Annotated in this window: 20 protein-coding genes; 9 read left to right on the forward strand and 11 right to left on the reverse strand. The window is 68.2% G+C overall.

Annotation, left to right across the window (positions count from 1 at the left end; genetic code table 11):
• Positions 1–12: 12 nt before the first annotated feature.
• The 4 genes from VMT65_RS31295 (at position 13) to VMT65_RS31310 (ending at position 4,848) form a co-directional block, all read left to right on the forward strand.
• The gene (locus VMT65_RS31295; RefSeq protein WP_326312121.1) at positions 13–1,419 is read left to right on the forward strand and encodes an MFS transporter; all 1,407 of its coding nucleotides are present in this window, start codon (positions 13–15) and stop codon (positions 1,417–1,419) included.
• Positions 1,416–2,186: a 3-hydroxybutyrate dehydrogenase gene (locus VMT65_RS31300; RefSeq protein WP_326312122.1), complete on the forward strand. Its 771-nt coding sequence runs from the start codon at positions 1,416–1,418 to the stop codon at positions 2,184–2,186. The genes VMT65_RS31295 and VMT65_RS31300 overlap by 4 nt, the downstream gene beginning before the upstream one ends.
• Positions 2,183–4,153: an acetoacetate--CoA ligase gene (locus VMT65_RS31305; RefSeq protein WP_326312123.1), complete on the forward strand. Its 1,971-nt coding sequence runs from the start codon at positions 2,183–2,185 to the stop codon at positions 4,151–4,153. Before VMT65_RS31300 ends, VMT65_RS31305 begins: the two co-directional genes overlap by 4 nt.
• Before the next feature lie 86 nt (positions 4,154–4,239).
• Entirely contained in the window at positions 4,240–4,848 is a 609-nt protein-coding gene (locus tag VMT65_RS31310) for a hypothetical protein (protein ID WP_326312124.1), read from the forward strand.
• A 12-nt stretch (positions 4,849–4,860) separates the two neighbouring features.
• Here the strand turns inward: VMT65_RS31310 and VMT65_RS31315 are convergent, their stop codons facing one another.
• Complete coding sequence (locus VMT65_RS31315) at positions 4,861–6,582, reverse strand: protein kinase domain-containing protein (RefSeq protein ID WP_326312125.1); 1,722 nt, start codon at positions 6,580–6,582, stop codon at positions 4,861–4,863.
• Positions 6,488–7,831: an MFS transporter gene (locus tag VMT65_RS31320; protein ID WP_326312126.1), complete on the reverse strand. Its 1,344-nt coding sequence runs from the start codon at positions 7,829–7,831 to the stop codon at positions 6,488–6,490. The genes VMT65_RS31315 and VMT65_RS31320 overlap by 95 nt, the downstream gene beginning before the upstream one ends.
• Positions 7,832–7,918: 87 nt before the next feature.
• On the opposite strand from VMT65_RS31320, the gene VMT65_RS31325 reads away from it, so the two are divergent.
• A complete protein-coding gene (locus VMT65_RS31325; RefSeq protein WP_326312127.1) occupies positions 7,919–8,371 on the forward strand; it encodes a winged helix-turn-helix transcriptional regulator in 453 nt (150 codons plus the stop codon).
• Between the two features lie 15 nt (positions 8,372–8,386).
• On the opposite strand, the gene VMT65_RS31330 is transcribed toward VMT65_RS31325, so the two are convergent.
• Entirely contained in the window at positions 8,387–8,986 is a 600-nt protein-coding gene (locus tag VMT65_RS31330) for a TetR/AcrR family transcriptional regulator (protein ID WP_326312128.1), read from the reverse strand.
• Between the two features lie 150 nt (positions 8,987–9,136).
• On the opposite strand from VMT65_RS31330, the gene VMT65_RS31335 reads away from it, so the two are divergent.
• From VMT65_RS31335 to VMT65_RS31350, 4 genes are all read left to right on the forward strand, one after another.
• Positions 9,137–9,976: an alpha/beta fold hydrolase gene (locus VMT65_RS31335; RefSeq protein WP_326312129.1), complete on the forward strand. Its 840-nt coding sequence runs from the start codon at positions 9,137–9,139 to the stop codon at positions 9,974–9,976.
• Positions 9,973–12,345: a beta-glucosidase family protein gene (locus VMT65_RS31340; protein ID WP_326312130.1), complete on the forward strand. Its 2,373-nt coding sequence runs from the start codon at positions 9,973–9,975 to the stop codon at positions 12,343–12,345. Before VMT65_RS31335 ends, VMT65_RS31340 begins: the two co-directional genes overlap by 4 nt.
• Positions 12,346–12,417: 72 nt before the next feature.
• Positions 12,418–13,656, forward strand: a complete 1,239-nt coding sequence (locus VMT65_RS31345; RefSeq protein ID WP_326312131.1) for an MFS transporter — start codon at positions 12,418–12,420, stop codon at positions 13,654–13,656.
• 269 nt (positions 13,657–13,925) lie between these two features.
• Positions 13,926–14,792 carry a MinD/ParA family ATP-binding protein gene (locus VMT65_RS31350; RefSeq protein WP_326312132.1) on the forward strand — a complete coding sequence of 289 codons (867 nt, stop codon included), beginning with the start codon at positions 13,926–13,928 and terminating at the stop codon, positions 14,790–14,792.
• A 6-nt stretch (positions 14,793–14,798) separates the two neighbouring features.
• Here the strand turns inward: VMT65_RS31350 and VMT65_RS31355 are convergent, their stop codons facing one another.
• The 8 genes from VMT65_RS31355 to VMT65_RS31390 all read right to left on the reverse strand — a co-directional run bounded on the left by VMT65_RS31355 (position 14,799) and on the right by VMT65_RS31390 (position 25,044).
• Positions 14,799–16,178 (reverse strand): acyl-CoA dehydrogenase family protein, encoded by a 1,380-nt coding sequence (locus VMT65_RS31355; protein ID WP_326312133.1) that lies wholly within the window; start codon positions 16,176–16,178, stop codon positions 14,799–14,801.
• 34 nt (positions 16,179–16,212) lie between these two features.
• Positions 16,213–16,959 carry an SDR family NAD(P)-dependent oxidoreductase gene (locus VMT65_RS31360; protein WP_326312134.1) on the reverse strand — a complete coding sequence of 249 codons (747 nt, stop codon included), beginning with the start codon at positions 16,957–16,959 and terminating at the stop codon, positions 16,213–16,215.
• A 91-nt stretch (positions 16,960–17,050) separates the two neighbouring features.
• Entirely contained in the window at positions 17,051–18,040 is a 990-nt protein-coding gene (locus VMT65_RS31365) for a phosphatidylinositol-specific phospholipase C (RefSeq protein ID WP_326312135.1), read from the reverse strand.
• A 111-nt stretch (positions 18,041–18,151) separates the two neighbouring features.
• Positions 18,152–18,910 (reverse strand): FHA domain-containing protein, encoded by a 759-nt coding sequence (locus VMT65_RS31370; protein ID WP_326312136.1) that lies wholly within the window; start codon positions 18,908–18,910, stop codon positions 18,152–18,154.
• Positions 18,910–20,199 (reverse strand): vWA domain-containing protein, encoded by a 1,290-nt coding sequence (locus VMT65_RS31375; protein ID WP_326312137.1) that lies wholly within the window; start codon positions 20,197–20,199, stop codon positions 18,910–18,912. Before VMT65_RS31375 ends, VMT65_RS31370 begins: the two co-directional genes overlap by 1 nt.
• Positions 20,196–21,323, reverse strand: a complete 1,128-nt coding sequence (locus VMT65_RS31380) for a PP2C family serine/threonine-protein phosphatase (RefSeq protein ID WP_326312138.1) — start codon at positions 21,321–21,323, stop codon at positions 20,196–20,198. Before VMT65_RS31380 ends, VMT65_RS31375 begins: the two co-directional genes overlap by 4 nt.
• Positions 21,320–23,866, reverse strand: coding sequence for a serine/threonine-protein kinase (locus VMT65_RS31385; protein WP_326312139.1), 2,547 nt, complete (start codon positions 23,864–23,866; stop codon positions 21,320–21,322). Before VMT65_RS31385 ends, VMT65_RS31380 begins: the two co-directional genes overlap by 4 nt.
• On the reverse strand, positions 23,863–25,044 hold the full coding sequence (locus tag VMT65_RS31390; RefSeq protein WP_326312140.1) for a hypothetical protein: 1,182 nt from the start codon (positions 25,042–25,044) through the stop codon (positions 23,863–23,865). The genes VMT65_RS31385 and VMT65_RS31390 overlap by 4 nt, the downstream gene beginning before the upstream one ends.
• Positions 25,045–25,046: the final 2 nt, after the last annotated feature.

The following is a 25,046-nucleotide window of genomic DNA, read 5'->3' on the forward strand; positions in this document are numbered from 1 at the left end:
AGGAGTTGCGCGATGAGCGTCCGGGAAAACGCACCGGAAGCGGGCGGCGGCCTGGCCGGATTACGGCGCGTGGTCGCCGCGTCCATGGCCGGGACCGTGGTCGAGTGGTACGAGTTCTTCCTCTACGGCACCGCCGCCACGCTGGTGTTCAGCAAGGTCTTCTTCGCCCAGGGCGGCAATGATCTGGACGCCATCCTGGCGGCGTTCATCACCTACGCGGTCGGCTTCGCGGCACGCCCGTTGGGCGGCATCGTCTTCGGCCACTACGGCGACAAGCATGGCCGCAAGAAGCTGCTGCAGCTGAGCCTGGTCCTGGTCGGCGCGGCCACCTTCCTGATGGGCTGCCTGCCCACCTACCACCAGGTCGGCTACCTGGCCCCCGTATTGCTGGTGGTGCTGCGCTTCATTCAGGGCTTCGCCATCGGCGGCGAATGGGGTGGCGCGGTTCTGCTGGTGGCAGAACACAGTCCGAGTCGCAGCCGCGCCTTCTGGGCGTCCTGGCCGCAGGCGGCGGTCCCGATCGGCAATATGCTCGCGACGGTCGTGCTGCTCGCGCTGACCTCCTGGCTGTCGAACTCGGCGTTCCTGTCGTGGGGTTGGCGAGTCGCCTTCTGGCTCTCGGCCGTCGTCGTGCTCATCGGCTATTACGTGCGCACCAAGATCGCCGACGCCCCGATTTTCGTTGCCGCGCAACAGCTCGCGGAAAAGGAGAAGGCGGCCTCGATCAGCGCCCTCGAGGTGCTCAAGCGCTACCCGCGCGGCGTCTTCACCGCCATGGGCCTGCGTTTCGGCGAGAACATCATGTACTACCTGGTGGTCACCTTCTCGATCACCTATCTCAAGGTGCACGTCGGCGCGAACACCAAGGTGATCCTGTGGTGGCTGCTGGTCGCGCACGCGGTGCACTTCCTGGTGATCCCGCAGGTCGGTCGGCTCTCGGATCGCTTCGGGCGCAAGCCGGTCTACCTGGTGGGCGCGGTGCTGGCGGGCACCTGGGGTTTCTTCGCCTTCCCCATGATGGACAGCAAGAACAATATGGTGATCCTGTCGGCCATCGTGATCGGCCTGGTCTTCCACGGCCTCATGTACTCCGCGCAGCCCGCGATCATGGCGGAGATGTTCCCCACCCGCATGCGGTATTCCGGTGTGTCCCTCGGCTATCAGGTGACCTCGCTGGTGGCGGGTTCGCTCGCGCCGATCATCGCGGTGCGGCTGTTGGAGGACTACAAGTCCTCGGTGCCGATCGCCTGGTATCTGGCGGGTGCGGCGGCCATTACCGCGATCGCGGTCCTGTTCGCCCGGGAGACCAAGGGTGTCGACCTCGAGGCGATCGACCGTGCCGATGCTGAAAGCCTGGCGACACAGCAGGATTCGAAGAACCACTCCACGCAGGACGATTCGAAGGTGACGGTGGCATGACGGGGACGACCGGACCCCTGCTCGGCGAGCTGGCCGGGCGGACGGCGCTGGTGACGGGCGGCGCGAGCGGTATCGGGGCGGCGTGCGCCCGCGAGCTGGCCGCCCGCGGGGCGGAGGTGACCGTCGCCGATATCGACGGTGAGGGCGCGGAGAAGGTGGCCGCCGAATTCGGCGGCCGGACCTGGCAGGTGGATCTGTCGGAGGTGACGGCGCTGGAGGACCTCCGGCTCGAGACCGACATTCTGGTGAACAACGCCGGGGTGCAGACAGTCAGCCCGATCACCGAGTTCGCGCCCGAACGGTTCCGCTTCATGCTGGCGCTCATGGTGGAGGCACCGTTCCTGCTCACCCGCGCCGCCCTGCCGCACATGTACAAGCAGGGGTTCGGCCGGATCATCAATCTCTCGTCGGTGCACGGACTTCGGGCCTCGGCCTTCAAGGCGGCGTATGTCACCGCCAAGCACGCGTTGGAGGGGCTGTCCAAGGTGACGGCGCTCGAGGGCGGGCCGTTCGGGGTGACCAGCAACTGCGTGAACCCGGGCTATGTGCGAACTCCGCTGGTGGACAAGCAGATCGCCGATCAGGCCTTCGCGCACGGCATTCCGGAGCAAGAGGTGGTGGAGCGAATCATGCTGACCGACAACGCGATCAAACGACTCGTGGAGCCCGACGAGGTGGCCTCGCTGGTGGCGTGGCTGGCCTCGGACGCGGCGCGCATGGTGACGGGTGCCTCGTACACCATGGACGGCGGATGGAGTGCCCGATGATCGAGCTGGCCGAGGTGGCGGGAGCACCGCAATGGGTGCCCGGCGAGGCCGACATCGAGGCGGCCCGGATCACCGATTTCGCGCGATTCGTGGAGCGGCGCTTCGGGATTCGCACCGGTGATTACTGGCAGCTGTGGCAGTGGTCGATCGACGATATCGACCGCTTCTGGTGGGCGGTGTGGGAGTACTTCGACCTGGGGGACACCCCCGCCGAGGTGCTCGCCTCCAGTGCGATGCCGGGCGCGCGCTGGTTCCCCGGGACCCGCGTCAACTACGTCGACCAGGTGTTCCGGCACACCCGCACCGACCGTCCCGCCATTATCGGGTTGAGTGAAGACACGCCGCGGCGGGATATCTCTTGGCTGGAAATGCACTCCCGCACAGCTGTTCTGGCCCGATCGCTGCGTGAGCTGGGCGTCGGCCCCGGCGACCGGGTGGTCGGCTACCTGCCGAACATCCCCGAGGCCGTGATCGCCTTCCTCGCCACCGCGAGCATCGGCGCGCTCTGGAGCGCGTGCGGCCAGGACTACACCGCCTCCGCCGCACTCGACCGCCTCGGCCAGCTCGAGCCGACGGTGCTGGTGACCGCCGACGGCTACCGCTACGGCGGCAAGTCCTACGACAAGATCGACGAAATCGCCGCCCTCCGAGCCGGTTTGCCGTCCCTGCGGGCCACCGTGCTGGTCTCGCGGCTGGGCCGCACCTTGCCCGATGTCCTCGACTGGAACGATGCCACCGAGGACCTCTTTGCCGAGGAGCCACCCCTCCTCGCCCCGGTGCCGGTCGAGTTCGACCACCCGCTGTGGGTGCTCTACTCGTCCGGCACCACGGGCAAACCGAAGGGCATCGTCCACGGCCACGGCGGCGTGCTGCTCGAACACCTCAAAGCGATTGCCCTGCAGTCGGATATCGGTCCCGAGGACACCTTCTTCTGGTACACCAGCCCCAGCTGGATGATGTGGAACTATCAGGTCTCCGGCCTGCTCGCGGGCGCGACCATCGTCTGCTACGACGGCAGCCCGGCTCATGCCACCCCGGATGCGCTGTGGGCCTTGGCCGCCCGCACCGGCACCACGGTCCTCGGCACCAGCCCCGGCTACGTGCTGGCCTGTGAGAAGGCGGGCGCGCACCCGGCGCTCGCCCACGATCTGTCGCGCCTGCGTCAGGTGGGCATCACCGGTTCGGCGTTCCCGGCGAGCTCGTCGATCTGGTTGCGCGACAATGTCGGTGACATTCCCGTCTCCTCCATCAGCGGTGGCACCGACGTCGTGTCGGCCTTCATGGGCGGCGTCCGCACCGTCGCCGTCCGGCCGGGCGAACTCTCCGCCCCGTATCTCGGTGTGGCACTGGAGGCCTGGGATTCCTCCGGCCACCCTGTGCAGGACACCGTCGGCGAACTGGTGATCACCAAGCCGATGCCCTCCATGCCGGTGGCCTTCTGGAACGATCCGGACGGCTCCCGCTACCGCGACGCCTACTTCGACATGTACCCCGGCGTCTGGCGCCACGGCGACTGGATCACCCGCACGCCCCACGGCGGCATCACCATCCACGGCCGCTCCGATTCCACCCTGAACCGCAATGGAATCCGCATGGGCAGCGCGGACATCTACCAAACCGTGGAGGCTCTGCCGGAGATCGCCGAAGCCCTGGTCCTAGGCATCGAACAACCCAACGCCGAATACTGGATGCCCCTGTTCGTAGTCCTCGCCCCCGGCCTGACCCTCACCGACGAACTGCGGCACCGAATCTGCACCGCGATCCGAACCGACCTGTCCCCCCGCCACGTCCCCGACGTCATCCTCGAGGCCCCCGGCATCCCCCACACCCGCACCGGCAAGAAACTCGAGGTCCCCGTCAAACGCCTACTCCAGGGCGCAGACCCCATGCAAGTGGTCGACCCCACCGCAATAGACGACCCCTCCCTCCTGCCCTGGTATCTGAACCAGCGTGATTTCCACGGTTAACGACCGACGGGCATGGTGCGACATGAGAACTGCGATCCCTTCCGGATCGCGGTCGGGGTATCGATTCCTTTCCGAGGGGGATTCCCATGCGCACCACCACGCTCGATCACACTCGACGCACCGCCTCGCCCAGATCACGGCGACTCACGGTGGCTCTCGCGGCCGTCGCCACCTCCGTCGCCGCGCTCAGCGGCTGCTCGTCGAATTCTTCGTCGACCGTACAGTCGACCACCGCCTCCACACCGGTAACCCCGACGTCACCCACCCTCATCACCCCCACCGCACCGGAAACCGTTGCGCCGCAGCCAACAATCCTCCCGACACAGGCACCGGGCACGACGGTCTCCCCACCGTCCGTCGCCCTACCGCCGGTCACCCCGACCCCCACCACTCCCGCCCCGAACCCGCCCTCCGGCTCCACCTTCGACGGCGAGGGCATCACCGGCCAGCAGGCCGCCGACCTCCAACAGGCGGTCGACACCGGCCACCAACCCTGGCGACTGGACCGCGTAGCCGTGGCAAAAGCCTTCGTCCAAGCCCGATTCGGCTGGACGAACGTGCAAACCAGTACCGGCGCACCCACGGTCGTCTTCGTCACCAACGCCGACGGCACCAAGGTATCCCTCCACCTGGCCCAACCCGCCACCAAGGGAGACACCGGCATCTGGGTCGTTGCCAGCGGCGTTTGGAGCTGACGGACTCGCCGCTCAACTGGTGGGGGTGGTGGAGGTGAGCTGGCCGACGGTGACGATGACGATGGAGTCGAGGGCGGAGGTGGTGCCCGCGGCCGGGGTTTGTTCGACGACCTTGCCTACTTTGGCCGGGTCGGTGACCTTGGCGTAGAGCTGCTGCAGGGTCCCGTGCCAGCCGAGGCCCTGCAGGGTCGAGGTCACGGTTGCGTAGGAGAGGCCGACGAGATTCGGGACGGTGATGGTGGTGGGGGCCGGGCCGTTCGAGACGTAGACCGTGATGGTCGAACCGACCGCGTGTTGGGTTCCGGCGGCCGGATCGGTTTCTATCACCGTGCCTTTCGTGCGTTTGTCGTCGCGCTGGACCTGCTTCACGGTGAAGCCGTCCTTCTCCAGTTGGGCTTTCGCGGTGGCGATCGGACTGCCGACCACATCGGGCACCGCAACCGTTTTCGGCGGCTGCTCTGTGGTCTTGGACATCGTGTAGGCAGTCGTGGTGGTCGGTGGTTCGGATGTGGTCGACGGCGGTGTCGTCGTAGTGGTCACCGGCACTGTCGTCGTGGTGATCGGAACGACACTCGTGGTCAGCGCGGAGGTATTGGGGTGACCGTCGTCGGCTCGGGCCAGGAGGTACGCGACCAACGCCAGGGACACGACCAAAGCCAGGCCGATGACGAACCGGATCGTCCTGCCGCCCTTGCCGGAAACGGCCGGGGCAGTGCCGAGGTCGCTGTCGCGATGCCCGATGCCGATGTCGCGATGCGCGGTCGGCTCGGGCCGCACGGTCGGCGCGAGCAGGGTCGGTGCTCGTCTCGGTTCCGGAGTCGGCGGCGGGGCGCTGACGGTCGGGGGCTGCGGCTGGGTGGTCCGCCGCGCGGTGGTCGTCGTGTTCCGCCGGGCGGTGGTCGCGGTGCGCTGCAGCGCTTCCGCCGCGGTCCACGCCAGCTGCGCGCAGTTGTCGAACCGCCGCTCGGGCTCCTTGGCCATGGCGCGCGCGATGACATTGTCGAAACCCCTTGGCAGCATGGGATTCCGGTGCGAGGGCAGCGGCACCGGCTCGTACGCGTGCCCGTGGATGATCCGGCTGACATTCTGCCCCGGATACGGCGGCTCGCCGGTCAGCATGTGAAACAGCGTGCAGCCCAGCGAGTACACGTCGGCGCGCCGATCCACCTCTCCCGGCCGCGTCACTCGCTCGGGCGCGGCGTATTGGAAGCTGGCCAGAATCTCTCCGCACCGCGTCAACTGCTGACTCTCGTCCATCGCCTTGGCGATCCCGAAGTCGGTGAGCAGCGCCCGCTCCGGCCGCCCCTCGGCGAGCAGGATATTCGCCGGTTTCACATCCCGATGCAGGATCCCCGTCTCGTGCGCGTGATCCAGTGCCGCCGCCGTCTCGGAAATGATCCGCACCGCCCGCACCGGATGCATCGCTCCCTCGCGTAGCGCCCGCGCGACATCACTGCCGTCGACGAAGGTCATGGCGATCCACAGTCGATCGTCGTCCTCGCCGCGTGCGTACACGGTCACGATGTTCGGGTGCTGCAGCCGCGCAACGGTATCGGCCTCCCGCCTGAAACGCACCCGATGATCGAGGTCCCCGCCGTCGGGCATGCTCAGGAGCTTCAATGCCACGAATCGCGGCAGATCACGGTCCCGTGCCTGATACACGGCACCCATCCCGCCGGCCCCCAGCTTCCGCAGAATCTGGTATCCGGCGAAGTATTCCCCCGGCCTGAGCATCGCGCCCACCGCCACCTCCCCTCGATGCGTTCGGAGTGAATATCGCGGCGCAAGCCAACTCCGAAACGACACGACGATCGGCCGACCGTTGGATCCATCGAGCAAGTCCCCAGATCGCCAGGGCGCACGTCGAATACAGTGCGCCGATCACGCACGACGCCCACCAACCTCGGGTGCTGTACGCCCAGGCGGTGGTGAGTGCGCCCAGGGCCGAACCCAATGAATAGAAGGACATGTACGCGCCGATGACGGTGCTGGCATGGTCCGGATGCGCGGTCGTCAACAGGTGCTGGCTGCTGACATGGACGGCCTGCACGGCGAAGTCGAGCAGGACGATTCCCGCGATGAGGAACCAAAGGGTCGGTTCGGACTGGGCGATGAGTAGCCAGGACACCGCCAGTAACGCCAGGGACCAACCCGAGATCGCTTGGGCGCGACCGGAATCGGCCCACCGTCCGGCGCGGGACGCGCCGAGGGCTCCGGCGAGGCCAGCGAAGCCGAACAATCCGATGGCCGTGCTGCCGAAGTGCCAGGGGGCCGCGCCTAGCGGAAGGGCCAGACCGCTCCAGAGGGTTCCGAAGGCGGCGAAGAGGAAGAACGCGATCAGGCCCCGGCTCAGGAACAGGCGATCGGTGCGGACCAGCCGGGCCATCGATCCGAGCGCTCGAAAGAACTGCACGCCAGCGCTTCTCGGATCCGGCTCCAAGATGATGCGGGCGGTCAGGGCGAGCAGTAGGCACAGCAGTGCGAGCACCGCGTAGACCGCGCGCCAGCCGATCGTGTCGCCGAGGACGCCCGCGAGAATCCGAACGCCGAGAATGCCGAGCACCACGCCGGAGGTAACGGCCCCGATGGTGCGCCCGCGCTCCTCGGGCGCGGAGACGGCGGCCGCGTAGGCGACGGTCACCTGCACCACCACCGCGAACACGCCCGCGATCGCCAGGCCGATCAACGCGACCACGGTGGTGGGCGCGAGCGCCACCGCCAAGGCTCCGACCCCGGTGAGCATGAGCTGCGCACCGATGAGCCGACGCCGGTTCAACACATCGCCGAGCGGGACCAGCAATACCAGCCCGGCGAAGTACCCGATCTGCCCCGCCGCGACCAGCCACCCCAGTGACCCCGCGGCCAATCCCAGGTCCCCACCGGCCTTTTCGAGCACCGGCTGAATCGCGTAGATGGTCGAGACGGCCACCGCGCACACCAGTGCCAGGGTGATTCGCTGTGATCTCGAGATTCCCGTCGTCACCACACCTCCCAGATTGGTAGCAAAACGAAACCATTGCGAGCTTAGGTAGTATCAGTTTCGAATTGCAACCGATTGGGAGGAGTGGTGATGACCGCGACCCTCGGCGCGGGCCGAACCTGGACCGATCCGACCTGCCCGGTCGCCCGCGCGGTCGACCTGGTCGGTGATCGCTGGAGTCTGCTGATCGTGCGCGACGCCATGGACGGCGCGGCCACCTTCACCGAGTTCCAGCAGCGCCTCGGTATCGCGCGCAATATCCTGGCCGACCGCCTGCGCAAACTGGTCGAGCACGGCATTCTCGCCACCAGCACCGCACCCGGCGGCAAGCGGCACAGCTACGAATTGACCGCGGCCGGTGCGGATCTGTTCACCGCCATCGTGGCGCTGCGGCAGTGGGGTGAGCGACATGCCTTCGCCGACAATGAATCCCGATCCACGCTCGTGGATCTCGAGGATCGGCCGATCGCGGAACTGCGACCCGCGAGCCGCCGGGGCAAGCCGCTCAGCGCTGCTACGACGAGGGTTCGAAAGGTCGACTGACGCAGCGGAATACCGCTAGGAGATGTAGGCGATCAGTTCATCGATGTAGGCCCGGAACAGCGTCGCCATATCCACGTGCTCCGGATCGACGAGCCATTGCAGCTGCAGCCCGTCCATCATCGCCCACACCTGACGGGCCACGATCGCGGGCTCGATATCCGCGCGCACACTGCCGTCGGCCATGCCCGCCCGCAGCGCCGCCGTCAGATAGATCTCGAGATTGCGGTAGCGCTTCAGCGCCCACCCGTGCGCGGGATGATCGGCGGTCACGGCCTCGCTGGTCAGCACCGTGAAAAGCCGGACCAGCCCGGGGACGTGCATATTGTGATCGACCAGCTGCGCCAACCGCAGCAGCGCGTCCTTGCCGCGTAACTCCTGGTCGAAGCCCAATCGGTCGTAATCGAGCCGATCGCGATAGTCGAGCACCGCCGACAGCAGCGCGGCCTTGTTCGGGAAGTAGTGCAGCAGTCCGGGCTGTGAGAGCCCGCAGCGTTCGGCGACCTCGGCGATGGAGGTGCTGCGATAGCCATTGTCGGCGAAGGCTTTCAGCGCCTCGTCGATGATCTGCTCGCGGCGGTCGTCACCCCGCTGGCGGCGTCGAGGGTGCGGCGTCATGTGATGGGACCATAGTCAAGGCGGTTGATCAGGCAAAATCCAGCACGGATAACGAATAGATAACAGTACCTAATGACCACTCGGTAAACTGGAGTTCCGCTGGCACACTCGTGCCAGCCGTACAGGGCAGTACGAGGAAAGGGATTGCCGATGAGTCAGGCCCCGATCGCGCCGATCACGCTGCGCGGAGCCGCCGGTCAACTGGCCGGATGGCAGATCGAACCGGCGGACGCACCGCCGCGCGGCACCGTGCTGCTGGTGCCCGGCTTCACCGGCTCCAAGGAGGACTTCGAGGGCGTGCTGCCATTGCTGGCCGACGCCGGCTACCGCGCGTTCGCCTACGATCAGCGCGGGCAGTGGCAGTCCGAGGGACCCGACGACGTGTCGGGCTACACCATGGCCGATTTCGTCGGCGATCTGCAGGGCGTGGTGGATCAGATCTCCCCGGACGAGCCGATTCACCTGGTCGGGCATTCCTTCGGCGGCTATGTCTCGCGCGTCGCGGTCATCGAGCGCCCCAAGCGTTTCCGCTCCTTCACCCTGCTCGCCTCGGGCCCGTCCTCGGTCGAGGACATCAACTTCCCGCCGCCGCAGTTGGTCGCGCAGCTGGTGGAAGCCGGTGGGCAGGAACTCATCTGGCAGCAGATGAGCGCGGCGCTGTTCGAGGCGGGCCAGACGCCCGCACCCGAGCGCATGGAATTCCTGCACGAGCGCATTCTCCGGACCAAGAAGGCCAATATCCTCGGCATCCTGAACTGCATGACCGAGCCGCCGCTCAAAGATCCGGCGGCGCTGCGGGATTCGGGTGTGCCGCTGCTGGTCGCCTACGGCGACACCAATGACCTGTGGGCTCCCGAGGTGCACGAGCGGTTCGCCGAACAGCTCAACGCCAAGACCGTCGTATTCCCCGGTTCCGGCCACGTCCCGAACGAGGATGTCCCCGAACAGGTTTCCGCCGCACTCGTGAACTTCTGGAAGGAACTGCCGTGACCGACATCGACGATCTGCTCGCCAAGCTCGACCTCCCGGCCAAGATCCGCCTCATCTCCGGTGCGAACTTCTTCCGCTTCGCGGGCGAGGACAGCATCGGCTTGGCCGAAATGCCGGTCTCCGACGGCCCGTCCGGCGTGCGCGGCGAACAGTGGGACGAGCGCGACCCGTCGGTCAGCCTGCCCTCGGGCACCGCCCTGGCCGCCACCTGGGACCGCGACCTGCTCACCGAGATCGGCGCGCTCATCGCGGCCGAGGCCCGCCGCAAGGACGTGTACGCGGTGCTCGGCCCCACCATCAACCTGCATCGATCCCCGCTGGGCGGACGGCATTTCGAATGCTTCTCCGAGGACCCGCTGCTGACCGCCGAGATCGCCGACGCCTATGTCCGCTCGGTGCAGGCGCACGGCGTGAGCGCCTGCCCCAAGCACTACGTGGCCAATGATCAAGAGACCGAGCGCTTCACCGCCGATGTCCGCGCCGACGAGCGCACCCTGCGCGAGCTGTACCTGTACCCGTTCGAGCGGTCGGTCGAAGCGGGCGCGTGGATGATCATGGCGGCCTACAACTCGGTCAATGGCGTCACCATGACCGAGAACGATCTGCTCGACGAGCCGTTGAAGGGCGAGTGGGGCTTCGACGGCGTCGTCGTCTCCGACTGGACCGCCGTGCGCTCCACCCTGGGCGCGGCCAAGGGCAATGACCTGGCCATGCCCGGCCCATGGGAGCTGTGGGGCGCGCCCCTGGAAGAAGCTGTCCGCCAGGGTGCGGTGCCCGAGTCGGCCATCGACGAAAAGGTCCGGCGCATCCTGCGATTCGCGATCCGCGTCGGCGCGCTCGACGGCACACCCCGGCCGGTGCCCGCCTTCACCGACGAGGCCGCGCAGCGCGTGGTTCGCGCGGCGGCCGCCAAGGCCATGGTGCTGGCGTCCAATGACGGCGTGCTGCCGCTGGACCGGCCCGCGCGGGTGGCCCTGCTCGGATCCGCCGCGGCCGAACCGCGTTTCATGGGCGGCGGCAGCGCGACGGTGATTCCGGCGCACACGACCTCGCCGCTGCAGGGCCTGTCCGAGGTGTTGCCGGTGGTCTACACCCCGGGCGTGCACCTGAGCGACGCCTTGATTCCCGTTCCGCTGGAGCTGGTGACCGATCCGGAAACCGGCACACAGGGCCTGTCGCTGCGCTATCTCGACGGCGACACCGTCCTCGACACCGAGCATCGCACTGCGGGCAGCCTCATGCTGTTCGGCAATCCGAATGCCATGCGGGCCAACGCCATCGAGCTGCGCGGCCGACTGCGCGCCGATGCGGCGGGGGAGTGGCGCATCGGCTTCGCCGGTGTCGGCACCCTCACCCTGACCATCGACGGTGAGCAGGTGCTCGAAGAGACCGTGCTGCCCGAGGGCACCGACCCGGTCGAGATGCTGCTGAATCCCCCGCAGCGCTTCGTGACCCGCACCCTGGCGGAGGGCGACGAGGTCGATGTCCTCGTCCGCATGGTGCCCGGCGGCGGATTCCCGGCCATGGGCATCACCTACGCCATCGGCCGTCCGCGCCGCTCCGCCGGCGAAGAGTTCGCCGCCGCGGTCGAATTGGCGCGCGAGTCCGAGGTGGCGATCGTGGTGGTCGGCACCACCGAGCAGATCGAATCCGAGGGCTTCGACCGCACCACCCTCGCCCTGCCCGGACGCCAGGACGAACTGGTGGCCGCGGTGGCCGCGGTGAATCCGCGCACCATCGTGGTGGTGAATTCCGGTTCGCCCGTGGAGATGCCGTGGCGCGACGACGTCGCCGCGGTACTGCTCACCTGGTTCCCCGGCCAGGAGTTCGGCTCGGCGCTGGCGGACGTCCTCACCGGCGTGACCGAACCCGGCGGCCGACTGCCCACCACCTGGCCCAAGACCATGGCCGACGTCCCGGTGCTGAACACCAAGCCCGGAGCCGACAATGCGCTGCCCTACCCCGAGGGCATTCACATCGGCTACCGCGCCTGGCTGAAATCCGGTGTCGCCCCGGCCTACCCGTTCGGCCACGGCCTCGGCTACACCACCTGGGAACTCGCGGACCTGAAGGTCTCCGGCCGCACCGCCACCGTCACCGTCCGCAATACCGGCGACCGCCCTGGCCGCCAGGTGGTCCAGGCCTACCTCTCGCGCGCGAACAGCACGGTCGATCGCCCGGTGCGCTGGCTGTCCGGCTTCGCCGTGGTCGAGACGGGCGCGGGTGAATCCGTCACCGCCACCATCGAATTGCCGAAGCGCTCCTTCCAGCACTGGACCGACGCGGGCTGGGCCATCGAACCCGGCTCCTTCACCCTGCACGTCGGCACCTCGGTGACCGCCCTTCCCCTCACCGCCGACATCGGCTGATTCACCTCGACAGCAACGGATTCCGGTCGACCACGGCCGGAATCCGTTGCTATTCACACGCTCTGGATTCCCGTGGCTCATTTCGAAGCCGACGCCGTCGGCCAGCTCCCCTCGCCCGTCGCACCCTCCGCCCGCCGTCTGCTGCCGCTGCTGTTCGCCGGAAACGCCGCCATGTACGCGCTGTACGTCGGTGTCGGCAGTGTCCTGCTGCCCTTGCAGATCGAGCACATCGACGCGGCGTCCAAGGTCGCCAATCTCGGTGTGGTGGGCGGTGTCGCCGCCCTTTTCGCGACCGTGTTCAATCCGGTGGCCGGTGCGCTGTCGGATCGGTCGGGGCGGCGCAATCCGTGGATTCTCGGCGGCGGGCTGGCCGCGGTCGCCGCCATGGCGTTGCTGGGCAGCGTGGACACCGTGCTGCTGGTGGCCATCGCGTGGTGCCTGGGGCAGGCCGTCATGAACATCTATCAGGCGGCCTTGACCTCCGTTGTGCCCGACCGGATTCCGAGACAGCGGCGCGGCGTGGCCTCGGCGGCGGTGGGTCTCGGACTGCCCGTGGGTTCGACCATCGGGGTGCTGCTCGCCTCGGCGTTCTCGCATCACTATCGCACCGGCTATCTGGTGCTCGGCCTGTTGGTCGCCGCCGCTGCCGCCCTTTTCGCCTCGGCGGCCCGGGAAGAGCGCATGCCCGCCAAACAGTCGATCCCCCTGCGCGCTCAGCTCGCCACATTCCTGAATGTGCTGCGCGAGCACGACTTCCGCTGGGCGTTCATCGGCCGCGCGCTCCTGGTCCTCGGCTATTTCGCCGTCACGAGCTATCAGCTGTATATCTTGCAGGATCACATCGCGCTGCCGTCGGGACTGGAGCCGTCGAAAGCGGTGGCGATCCTGACGCCCATTTCGGCTGTGACCATGATGGTTTCGACGGTCGTGGGCGGTGTGCTTTCCGATCGGCTGGATCGCCGCAAGCTGTTCGTCGGCCTGTCCGCCGCGCTCGCCGCGCTCGCGCAGCTGATCCCGCTGCTTTGCCCGACCTGGCCCGGCATGCTGGCGTTCGCCGCCGTGAACGGGCTGGCCTTCGGTTGTTTCATGGCCGTGGACACCGCCTTGGTCACCATGGTGCTGCCCAAGGCCGAAGACGCCGCCCGGGATATGGGTGTGCTCAATATCGCCAATGCCGGTCCGCAAATCATCGGGCCGTTCGTGGCGTCGGCGGTGGTGAGCCTCGGCGGGTATCCGCCGCTATTCCTGGTGGGCGGGCTGCTTTCGCTCCTGGGCGCGGCCGCAGTGCTGCCGATTCGCGCCGTGCGCTGACATTCAGTGCCGGAGTTTGTTTTTCGGCTGGGGATACCGGTGCATACATGCCAAGATCATGTAATATCTGGCGGCACTGAAAGGGGCTGGCCAGCAACCTTTTTGCACTCTTGATCGACGGTTCGGCGGTAGGGGGTATTCGGGGGGCTTTGCTCGAGGACTTCACCGATCGTGCACGCGATGGATGACGCCGCCGTTGCCGTCCTCCGCGACGTGGTGACCACAGGATTCCGCAGCCTCGGCTGCCGTTCGCACAAAAGGAATCTAGAGTGTCCGAAAATTTCCCGGATCATCCCGCCGCTCTTTCCTCCACGCCCACGGACCTTTCCCTGCTGCTGCGTCCGTCGCCGCCCGGCGCGCCGACCGATGTGGTGCGCATGCATCCGCGCAATGGGTTCCTGCTGTGGGCCGATCTGCCGCCGGTGCTGGTGCTCGGCAGCTCCGGCGGTTCGGGCGCGACCACCACCGCCCTCGGTATCGCCGGTGCGGCCGCCTACGACTACGGCGAGCATTCGCCGATCGTCGTGGACGCCACCACCACCGGCGGTGACCTGGCCGCCCGCGGCTGCGACACCATCGACGCCGCGGGCACGGTGCAGTCGTGGCTCAATATGACCCACCGCAGCCTGCCGTCCACCGTGATCGACAGCTGCGGCGAAAACAGTTCCGGCGTAGGCGTTCTCCCGCGCGGACCCGAGGCCCTGCCGCGGCGCGAAACCTACTCCTCCGTGCACCGGGACCTGGTCGAAGCCGGATGCCTACCCGTCTACGACGGCGGCGCGCCGGTCACCAACCGCATGGTCGCCCCGCTGCTGTGCGACTCCCGCATCTCGCTGGTCATCACCCTCGCCGCGCGCCCCGACGCGGTCAATCGGCTCAAGCCCGCCCTGATCTGGCTCGACGACAACTACAGCCAGTACCACCTGGCCGAGGCGATCATCGTGGTCACCCGCCAGCACCCGAAGGACGGCCCCCTCGTCACCGACCACGTCCGCAAATACCTCGGCGACGTGGTCCGCGCCGTAGCCGAAATCCCCTACGACGCCCACCTCGGCGCGGGCGGCCCGATCAGCTGGCGCCGCCTGGCCCCACCCACCAGATCCGCCTACCGCCAACTGGTCAACCTCATGCGCTGACCCGTGTCAGTGGGGTGGGCGCAGGAGTTTCATGGCGGCGTTCTTGACCGGGGTGGGGACGCGGTCCTTCATGGACAGGGCGGTGGCGGCGGCGCGGGTGCGGAGTTCGGTGCCGCGGCCGAACATTCTGTTCAGGGGGCCGCCGGAGGGGGTGAGTTCGACGTGCAGGGGTGGCTTCGTGGTGGATGCGCCGAGTGCGCCCGCGATGACCATGCGTTGGATTTCGCTGGTGCCTTCGAAGATGGTGTACAGCTTGGCGTCTCGATACCACTTCTCGACGGGGTGGTCGGTGATGTAGCCCCAGCCGCCCAGGGTCTGGATGGCGCGCTCGGTGGCCTGCACCGCGACCTCGCTGGCGGCCAGCTTCGCCATGGAACCCTCGCCGCGTTCCAGGCGCACGCCATTGGCGGCCATCCAGGAGGCGCGCCAGGTCAGCAGGCGCGCGGCGTCGAGGCGGGTGGCGAGATCGGCGAGGGGGAAGGCGATGCCCTGATGGTCGATGATCGGCGCACCGAAGGCCTCGCGGTGGGTGGCGTACTCGGTCATGTATTCCAGTGCGGCCCTGGCGATTCCGAGCGCCTGCGCGGCCACGAAGGGGCGGGTCTGCTCGAAGGTGCCGAGCGTGGCCGACGCGGCGCGGCCATTGCCGCGGGCCCGCGCGTGCGCCTCGGCCAGGTCGTGCTCGAGCTTGTCCACACCACCGAGCAGATGATCGCCCGGCACCCGGACCCGATCGAAGGTCAGCTCGGCGGTGTGCGAGGCCCGGCAGCCGAGTTTGTCCAGCTTGCGCACCATCTCCAGGCCCGGCGTCCCACCGGGAACGATGAACAGCGCCTGACCCCGGTGCCCGAGCTCCTCGTCCACCACCGCGTTCACCACGTGCACATTCGCGATGCCGCCATTGCCGATCCACATCTTGTGACCGTCGATGATCCAATCGTCGCCATCGCGAATCGCGCGCGTGCGCAGATTCCGCACGTCGCTGCCGCCCTCGGGTTCGGAAATGGCGAGCGCCGCGAGCTTCAAATCACCGGGCGTGCCGAAACATTCGGGTGCCCACTGCAACATCTGCTCGGGAGTCGCGGCCTGCCCGATCGCCGAGAGCGCCAACGCGGGCATGACGATCGCCAATCCGATTCCCGCGCACCCCCAGAACATCTCCTCGAGAAACATCGGCAGCGACAACCCGGTGCGATCACCGATGAGGTCGCGATAGAACAGCGGACTGTAGAAGCCGCGCTCGGCGGCTTCCTCCAGTACCGGCCACGGAAACTCCTGGTTGCGGTCGTACTGCGCGGCAACGGGCCGGATGCGGTCTCGAGCGAATTCGTGCACCCGCTCGACCAAGTCGTGCTGCGCCGCCGTGGGCGTCAAGTCGAAGGTCACGACTGTCCGATACCCGCCCGGAGCCGATCGACACCTACAGCGACATCTTGCCGTTGTCGACGGTGTAGATCGCGCCGTGCACGGCGGCGGCCTCCTCGGAGCAGAGGAAGGTGATGACATTGGCGACCTGGGCCGGATCCATGAGTCCGCGCGCGGCGGCGATCTTCATGATGAGGCTGTAGTCGGGATCTTCGGGGAAGGTGAAGTTCTGCACCATCGGGGTGGTCATGCCGCCCGGGCAGACGGCATTGATACGGATTCCGGTGCTGTCGAATTCGAGTGCCATGGCACGGGTCAAACCGATGAGGCCGTGTTTGGCGGCGCAGTAGGCCGCCGAGTAGGCCTGGCCCTCGACACCCGCGATGGACGAGACGTTCACGATGGACCCACGCCGATCGAGAAGATGGGGGAGGGCGGCCCGGGAAAGGAAGAAGGGCGCACTGAGATTGACGGCCAGATCATGCTGCCAGTCGGCGTCGGTGACCTTGGCGGTGTGCTGCATCGTATGCGCGCCCGCGGCATTGACCAGGATGTCGAGCCCGCCGAATCGCTCGACGCAGGTCGCCACCACCTCGCCGCAGGCGGCGGGATCGGTGAGATCGGCCGCCAGCCAGGCGTTTTCGGAGCCGTCGAGCGCCGCGGCGAGCCGCTCCTTGTCCCGGCCCACCCCGAAAACCCGCGCCCCGCCCGCGCTCAGTGACCGCGCCACCGCCTGCCCCAGACCCGAGGACGCCCCGGTAACCACCGCGACCTTCCCCTCGAACCGCCCGCTGCCAGCCATATCCGACTCCAATCGATCTGTGGCTGGCCACAATACCGCCCCAAACTAGAACGGGTTGCAATTTCGTAGGCGTCGTGACACCCGCCTCGGGTCAGCCGCCGTTCTTTTCGAGCAGCAGGCTCAGCACGTTCGGATACTGATCCGGAAAGTCCATGGGAACGATGCCGTAGTGATTGGCCTGCCCGCAATGCGCGGTGAGGTAGGCCTCGACCTTGGGCATGATCGCGCCCGCATTGTCCTTGGGCCAGGCGCTGTCGGCGAAGCTGGTGAAGTTGATGTATTGCAAGGCATTCGCCGGATCGGCCGCGGCCTTGTCGAAGCAGTCCTTGACGTAGCCGAACTTGTCGCCGCCCGAGGAGCCGAAATTCGAGGAGCCGGAATCGAGTCCGGCCAGGCCGTGATCCTTGTAGCGATCCTGGAGATAGAAATGATCATTGGTGAAGACGCCATTGTCGCCGCTCGGCCATTGCAGACAACCCAGGGAGTTGGCGAATTGGGCGATGAGGACGACGCGGCCGCGCACCTCGCCGAGTGCGGGAATGCGATTCTCCATCCAGAACAGCGACCGGTAGCCCTTGGCGTCGAGATAGCCGTCGAAGATTCGCTCGAAATTCGCGCCCACGTCGTTATTGGTGCCGTCCTCCTTCTTGACCCGCATGATGAGCACCTCGCCGGGGTTGTGGGACAGGAAGGTTCGGCACTGGTCGAGCACGGCATCGAAGGTGATGCCCTGATAGAAGCCGCTGTGGTAGATGCCGAAGGAATCGGCGGTGTGATCCTGGAGGCCATTGCAGCGGATATCCAGGAATCGGATGCCGTGCGCGAATTGATCGGGCAGCGACCAGTTCTGGGTGTGCGCCCATTCGGTGCCATTGGCCGGATCGGTGCAGCAGGAGTCGTGGGTCCCGGGAATCGTCATGCGCAGCAGCGAGGTGGCGTCGGGCAGCGCCGACATCCACGCCTGGGGCGGCGCGGCGACGGTGCGCGCGTGCGGCAGCGCCCGTGCGGTCACGCTGGTCAGGGCGGTGGCCGCGGCGGCGGCCAGGGTGGTGCGGGCGAAGTCTCTCCGGGACAAGCTCATAGAGCGGGGAGCCTAACCTGGACGAGAGACCAAGATCGCCCGATTCGCCCGATTCGGCGATCGCCGGGACGCCGTGGACCCTCGGGCTCGACGATCACTCGGGCTCGACGATCACTCGGACTCGATGGTCACCGTGATCGTGGTCCACCCGCCCACGTGAATCCGGTCGCCGGGCAGCAGCCGGACCGGCGTCTTGGGCGCGATAGGTTCCGGGCTGTCATTGAGGCAGGTGCCATTGGTCGACCCCAGATCGGTGACGGTCACGCCCTCGGCATCCAGATGCAGGATGGCATGCGACCGCGACACCGCGATATCCGCGGGCGCCACCGACAGATCGATATCCGGATGCACCCCCTGCGACACGCTGCGCTTGCCGATCAGAATATTGGGCCCCACCAACGCGATTCGCCGATCCGGGTAATAGTCCGGAAAATCGACCCGCTCCAGATCCGGCCCCTTCTGCGCCCGCATCCGCGCATAGTGCGCCGGATCCGCCGAAATGGTCGCGACCCAAACCCCCTGGCCAGACCCCCGCGTCCCGGAGAACCCATCCCCGCCGCCCGGGCTGCCCGACTCGCCTGCGCCGCTGAACCCACTCGCGCCGGTCGATCCGCTCGCGCCGCTGGCGGGCAGGTTGATCTCGGTCACCTCCGGGGAGCAGGTGTGTTCGGAGTAGTTCGGCTCGGGTGGGGTGGGTAGGGCCGAGTCGTGGCCGCAGTTCTCGCAGAAGCGGCCCTCCGACGGTGTGCCGCAGTTCGGGCACAGGGCGGTCTGCGGTGTGGCCGTGGGGGATTGGCCGTTCACGGGTGCGCCGCAGATGTCGCAGTAGTCCGTGGCGGTGGATTCGTGTCCCTCGGTGCAGTAGGCCATCACGGCTCCCGGCGGACCCGAGCGGTCTTGGTGGACCGCACGTCGAGGGCCATCTCGTCGACGGGATCGACCTTGTTGCGCAGGCGAATCGTGCCGGTGCGCTCGTCGACCACGTCGACGACGCTGCGCAGCAGCTTGGCGGTGTTCTCGTTGCCGGATTCGGTGGCGAGATGGTAGGCGCGCTGCAATTTGGCCGTGGCCGTGGCGAAGTCGCCCTGCTTGCGCGCGGTGAGACCTTCCTGCACGGTCTGGGCCAGTTCGGCCTGGCCGGTGTAGTGGGCGACCCGGCGGCTGATGCGTGCCGACTTGTCGGTGTCGGTGGTCCAGGTGGCCTTGACGAGGCCCTGTCCGAGAATCTCCCCGTCGGCGAGCACACTCACCCGTGCCGCCAGCTTCTCCCGATCCGGCGCGGCGGGCTCCAATTCCAACTGCACGTGATAGTCACGATCCTCGGCACCCCAAGCGCCCAGGGGATATTCACCCACCTGCGGATTCACCTCGGTGCGCCGCGCGGTCAGATCCTCGATGAACGGCGCGACCTGCTTCACGAACACGATCTTCGTACCCACCGGCGTCCACATCCGCAGCGTGAGCTCCGGAATCGTCTTCGCCAGGGAGGTTTCCATCATGGCCGCGAAGTCCTGGGCCAGCAGGTCGGGCGTCTTCACGATATCGACGGTGCCGTGCAGCGCCGAAGCGATGGCGCGCAATTCGTTCGGCTCCCAGTCCGCCCCGACGCCACGGCAGTCACAGGTGAAAATGCCCTTGGACAGCCGGATCTCCTCGGCCAGCCGCTCCGGCGTCTCGTGCTCGTTCTTGCCGTCGGTGAGCAGAATGGCGTGCACCATCGCCCCCGGATGCTGCTGCGCGATCAAACGCGACAGCCCCAGCCAGGTCCCGATGGCGGTGCCGCCGTGCGGGGACAGCTTGTCCAGCGCGCGACGGGCATTCGCGCGCTCGGTGCGGCTCGCCACCGCCGAGGCGCCCAGCCGCGGATACACCACCTGCGCCTTGTCGGTGCCCTCCACAATCGCGAACCGCGTCCCGTCGGGCATCACATCCAGCGCCGCGAGGGTCGCCCGCCGCGCCCCGCCGAACTTGTCGGCACTCCCCATCGACCCGGAGGTGTCGATAATGAGAATCTCCACCCGATCCTGCGGCGGCGCGGCCACCACCAGTTCATCGGTGGCCTCCACGGTGACGATGGCGTCGACCGTGCGCGCCCCCTCGGCCAGGTATTCGTTCTGATCGACGGCGACCGAAAGGCCTTGGTGCTCAGCGGAAGTCACGGTGTGTCTCCTGTTGCTCGGGACGGTACGGGTACGAGGGCGACGGTGATGTTGTCCTTCCCGCCCGCCCCCAGGGCGTGCTCCACCAGGGCGCGTGCCGCCGGGAGGGCGGGCAGGCTGCCGGTGAAGCGGGACAGGGCCGCCGCCTCGGGGAGGTAGTTCCACAGCCCGTCGCTGCACAGCAGCAGCACGCCGGGCTCGGTGGTGCGCAGGCTGCGCACGCAGCTGGGTGACCACTGGTGTTCGCTGTCCGCGCCCAGCCAGCGGGTCAGCACGTGGGCGTGCGGGCCGTCCATGGCGGTTTCCGCGTCCAGCAGGCCGTTGTCGACCATGGCCTGGGCCAGGGAGTCGTCGACGGTCAGGCGCTGGGAGGCGTCGCCGTCGCGCAACCAATAGGCCCGGCTGTCACCGACATTCGCGACGGTGACCTGCGCGCCGCCCGCGCCGTCGAATTGCACGAGGGCCGAGACGTAGGTGCACGACGGGGATTTGCCGTCCGGCGTACCGACGGCCTTGACCGCGGCCGCCGCGGCGTTCAACCCGGCCATGACGCAGTCCTCGGCGGACCGGTCCTGCGAGAGTGCGGACAGGCAGGCGTCCAGCCCGGCTCGTGCCGCCGCGCCCGAGGCCGCCTGCGGGTCCTCGGAGGTGGAGACCCCGTCGCACACCGCGATGACGGCCGCGGCCGGGCGCTCCGGATTCCCGCCCTCGACGACCGCCGCGGCGACGGAATCCTCATTGCGGGCGTGCAGCAGTCCGCGATCGGTGATCACGCACACCGGCCCCAGATCCGCCTCGAAGCGATCGCGTTCCGGCCCGAGCTCACCGCAACTGCTGCAGTAGCCGTCCGGGTCGAATTCGCTGCCGCCGCAGCCGGTGCAGTCCGGCGCGGGGCTGGTTTCGAAGGTGGCCGTGGTGCCCGATACCGGGTCCAGCCGGGCATTGCGGGCGGCCTCGGCGACCGGGACCGTGGACCCGTTGCCGGGCCGGAATTCCTTGGGCGGCAGGGCGATCAACCGCACGCCGAGCTTGCGGCCGCAGGCCTCGCAGAAGCGGTCGGTGTCGGCGGCGAAGGTGCCGCAGTTCGGGCAGCGAATTTGTCGGCCCTGGTCAGGCGTGGTCACAGGACCGTCCTCGGACGCACGGCATTGGCCTGTTCCACCAGGGCGATGCGTTCCCACATGTCGTCGGTCTCGTGCGCCAGATCGCGATAGCAGCGTTCCAAACCGGTGCGTACCCCTTGTTGATCGAGCGACACCCCCAGCAGCGGGGAGTGGTCGGCGGGCACCCTGCCCAGGCGCAGCCAGCGCAGCGCCGCGTCCAGGACTCCCATCCGCGCCCGGGCGGCACGGCGTTTCGAGTCCAGCGTGAGGTTATCGATGCGCTTGCCCGCATCGCGAACCAATTGTTCGGTGAGCTGATTCGGATCGTCCACGGCCAGTAGTGTTTCCACGGCGGTGACCCCGGCCTCGGTGTGCACCGCCGACGCGGCGTCCACCTGATCGAGCACCTCGACCGCCCCGGCCCGATCGTCGACCGCCCGCCGCACCCGCGCCGCCCCGAAGGCCGCGCTGGTGAAGGTTCGGTCGGTGCGCCAGACCATGTCGTAGAAGCGGGTGGCACGTTCGCGTGCGGGAGCGGGATCGGCGCTCGTCGCCCCCGCCGCTCCCGACACCGTGCCATTCCCATTGGTGGTCCCCGGTTCCGACCGACCGGAAACCGCGCCGATGCCGGTGGGTGACACCGGGGTCCCGTCGGGAGCCAGGACACCGGCGGCGACGGCGGCCATGAGTTCGGCGGTGACGGCCAGGGCCAGTTTGGGGGCGGCCTCGCCGGGGAGCGCGCTGTAGAGGGCGTCGAATTCGGCTGCGGCGGCAGGGTAGTCGCGTTGCAGCAGGAGGGCCTGGCCCGCGAACCAGGTGAGCCGCCAGTCGCCGGAAAGGGTGTCGGTGACCTCGTCGAGGCGGCGCAGGGCATCCTCGGCATCGCCGAATTCCAGTGCGGCGCGGATCAATCGGAGCGGGATCTCCACCGATTCCTCGCGGCCGGTGACCACCGACGCCAGGCCCGCGGTGATCTCGCGCTCCAGATCCTCGGGGGTGACCGCGCTGGTCGAGGCCAGCAGGGCCGCGCCGCTGTCGGCGGGATCGACCAGGGGGACCGGGAGCGCGGCGATGATCGCGCGGGGATCGGCGGGAACCCGATCGCCGACGCCGAACACCGCACGGGGCGGACCGAACCGGGTGGACAGCCCGGGGCGCGGCCGGCCGTCGTCGATGGCCAGGATCTCGCGCAGAATGCCGGTGAGCTGGTCGCTCATCTCCGTCATGGAGGTGAAGCGGGCGTCGGGGTCGATATCGGTGGCGCGCACCAGGAATCGGTACAGCGACTCGTAGCGGGCCATGAGCGGCTCGGTGTCCGGGCCGGGCAGCGGGCCGAGTTCGCCGTTGACCGGCGGGATGCGCATGATGAGCGCGGCCAGGGTGCGGCCGACGGTGTAGACCTCCGAGGCGACGGTCGGACCGGTGTCGGCGATCTCTTTCGCCTGGTAACCCGGTGTGCCATAGATGGTTTCGGTCTGGTCGTGCAGGCCGATGACCGCGCCCAGGTCGATGAGCTTGAGCTGCTCCTCGGTCTGCATGACATTGTCGGGCTTGAAATCGCAGTAGGCGAGGCCACGTTCGTGCAGGTACTCCAGCGCGGGCAGCATCTCCAGGATGTAGGCGATGGCGCGCGCGGGCGGCAGGTACTGCTGATCGGCCGTGCGTTGTTCGCGCAGCAGCTGTTTCAGCGATTTGCCGCCGACGTACTCCATGACGATGTACCCGACGGGCTTGCCGTCCGGGCCGGTGTCCTCGGCGAAGTTGTAGATCCGCACGATATTCGGGTGATCGACCTGGGCCAGGAAGCGCTTCTCGGCCACCGCCGCCCGCATGGCATCGGCGTCACCGGTATTGAGCAGACCCTTGAGCACCACGGGCCGGTCGTCGACCTTGTGGTCGACCGCCAGATAGATCCAGCCCAGTCCGCCGTGCGCGAGCGGGCCCAGCACCTCGTACTGACCGCCGACGACATCGCCGCGAGACAGCTTGGGAGTAAAGGAGAAATACGTGCCGCAGTGCGGGCAGAACCCCTCCGTGCGCCCGGGCTGCCCATTGCGGCTGCGCCCCACCGGCCGCCCGCACTTTCCGCAATCCCGGTGATTCTCCGGCACTTCCGCGGTGGCCAGCACGGCCTCGCTCGGATCCTTGCGCGGCACGGACGGCACCTTCACCATCCCGGCCCCGAGCCGTCCGCGACTACCCCCGGTAGATCCCGACCGCCCGGTGCGCACCGACCGCCCACTCCGCGACGCCCCGCTCCGCACCGTCGACCCGACACTCGACTGCGCGGTATCCCGTGCGGTCGTGGCCATGGCGGACACGGGCGCGGGCGCACTGCCGCACACATCGCAGTAGCCGTCGACAATCGTTCCGGTACAGCCGGGTTCGGCGCACTTGCCCGGATCCGCGACAGTGCCCGCTGCTGCGCTCGCCGCGCCACCGTGGGACCCGGTGCCGCCACTCAGCGCGGTGCCGCCGGTGGCGCTCTGGGCGGGCGCGGTTCCGCAGACGGTGCAGTACCCGTCCTCGATGGTCCCGGTGCAGCCGGGTTCGGTGCAGTTCATGATCGCCTCCCCGATTTCTGCGCGATGAGCTGGCGGTAGTCCGTGATGGCGCGGGTGACCGCGGCCAGGTCGCAGGGTCGGCGGGACAGCAGACCCGCGGCAATGCGGCTGGCGGCCAGGACGTCGTGGTCCTCGCTGACGCCGAGGCGGGCGGCCTTGGCGCGGTAGGCGCTGAAGCGGCCCTCGAGTTCGAGACGGCGGTCGAGCAGGCCCTGGGCGAGATGCTCGTTGTGGGACGCGGCGTCGAGGGCGTGGCCGAGGCGCTGGCGCAGCTCCCAGAGGGCGGTGGGGTCGGGCGAATTGGCTTCCAGGGCGGTCAATTCCGCGCCGTAGACGGCACTGTCGTCCGGGTGGCGGGGCAGCGGCGCGGCGAGAATGGTGCGCTCCACCTCGACGCGGGCGTGGTCGGCCCGCTCGTAGGTCTTGTGCAGCGCCTCCACCCGCGCGCGCACCCGATCGACCGCGCCGTCCCAATCCGTCGACATGGCCCGCAATTCGGAGAGCACGCTGGCCGCCTCGCGCATGCGCCGCGCCAGCTCACTCAGCCGATGATCCAGCGCGTCCGGCCCGAGCGCGAGCGGATCGGTGGCGACCTGCACCGCGAGGGTGTCCATATCCTCCGACAGCGCCCGCAATTCCGGAATCGAGGTGCCCAGCCGATCCAATTCCGCCTGCAGCGGCGCGATATCGGACATCACCCGGTGATTGACCGCCTCGACCGCGTCGAGCACCTGCACCACCACCGGAAACGCCGAGCGCATCCGATCCAGCATCTCGACTATGCCGATCAACTCCACCTGCTCGCGCGGCCCGCTCAGCGAGCGCTGCGACATCGGAATGGTATGGCGCGCCACCTCGATCGGCTGCCCGCGCAGCAGGCGCGTGATCTCCTCCCGATCCAGCGCGTCCAACCGCCGCCGCGCCCGCGCCGCCTTGGCGCGATCCAATACGGTCCCCAAGCGACCGAAGTCCTCCCACATCAATTCCAGCGCCGTCCGCGCCGGGGCCCACCGCTGCTCGGTGGCCCCGGTCGGCGGGAACCGGCGCAACAGCACCAACCCGGGATGCTTGTCCAATTCGACCAGGGTCGCGGCGATGGTCTCGATTTCGCGTGCCCGGTCGGCGATTTCGCGATCTATTTCGGCGACGGTGAGAATGTGCCCAGGATTCCCGTGCATGG

The organism is Nocardia sp. CDC153, from assembly GCF_035818515.1.
Taxonomy (GTDB): domain Bacteria; phylum Actinomycetota; class Actinomycetes; order Mycobacteriales; family Mycobacteriaceae; genus Nocardia.

Coding starts and splice junctions, on each gene's coding strand:
- VMT65_RS31295 (WP_326312121.1), top strand. CDS start 13: ATGAGCGTCCGGGAAAACGCACCGGAAGCGGGCGGCGGCCTGGCCGGA.
- VMT65_RS31300 (WP_326312122.1), top strand. CDS start 1,416: ATGACGGGGACGACCGGACCCCTGCTCGGCGAGCTGGCCGGGCGGACG.
- VMT65_RS31305 (WP_326312123.1), top strand. CDS start 2,183: ATGATCGAGCTGGCCGAGGTGGCGGGAGCACCGCAATGGGTGCCCGGC.
- VMT65_RS31310 (WP_326312124.1), top strand. CDS start 4,240: ATGCGCACCACCACGCTCGATCACACTCGACGCACCGCCTCGCCCAGA.
- VMT65_RS31315 (WP_326312125.1), bottom strand. CDS start 6,582: ATGCTCAGGCCGGGGGAATACTTCGCCGGATACCAGATTCTGCGGAAG.
- VMT65_RS31325 (WP_326312127.1), top strand. CDS start 7,919: ATGACCGCGACCCTCGGCGCGGGCCGAACCTGGACCGATCCGACCTGC.
- VMT65_RS31330 (WP_326312128.1), bottom strand. CDS start 8,986: ATGACGCCGCACCCTCGACGCCGCCAGCGGGGTGACGACCGCCGCGAG.
- VMT65_RS31335 (WP_326312129.1), top strand. CDS start 9,137: ATGAGTCAGGCCCCGATCGCGCCGATCACGCTGCGCGGAGCCGCCGGT.
- VMT65_RS31360 (WP_326312134.1), bottom strand. CDS start 16,959: ATGGCTGGCAGCGGGCGGTTCGAGGGGAAGGTCGCGGTGGTTACCGGG.
- VMT65_RS31365 (WP_326312135.1), bottom strand. CDS start 18,040: ATGAGCTTGTCCCGGAGAGACTTCGCCCGCACCACCCTGGCCGCCGCC.
- VMT65_RS31370 (WP_326312136.1), bottom strand. CDS start 18,910: ATGGCCTACTGCACCGAGGGACACGAATCCACCGCCACGGACTACTGC.
- VMT65_RS31385 (WP_326312139.1), bottom strand. CDS start 23,866: ATGAACTGCACCGAACCCGGCTGCACCGGGACCATCGAGGACGGGTAC.
- VMT65_RS31390 (WP_326312140.1), bottom strand. CDS start 25,044: ATGCACGGGAATCCTGGGCACATTCTCACCGTCGCCGAAATAGATCGC.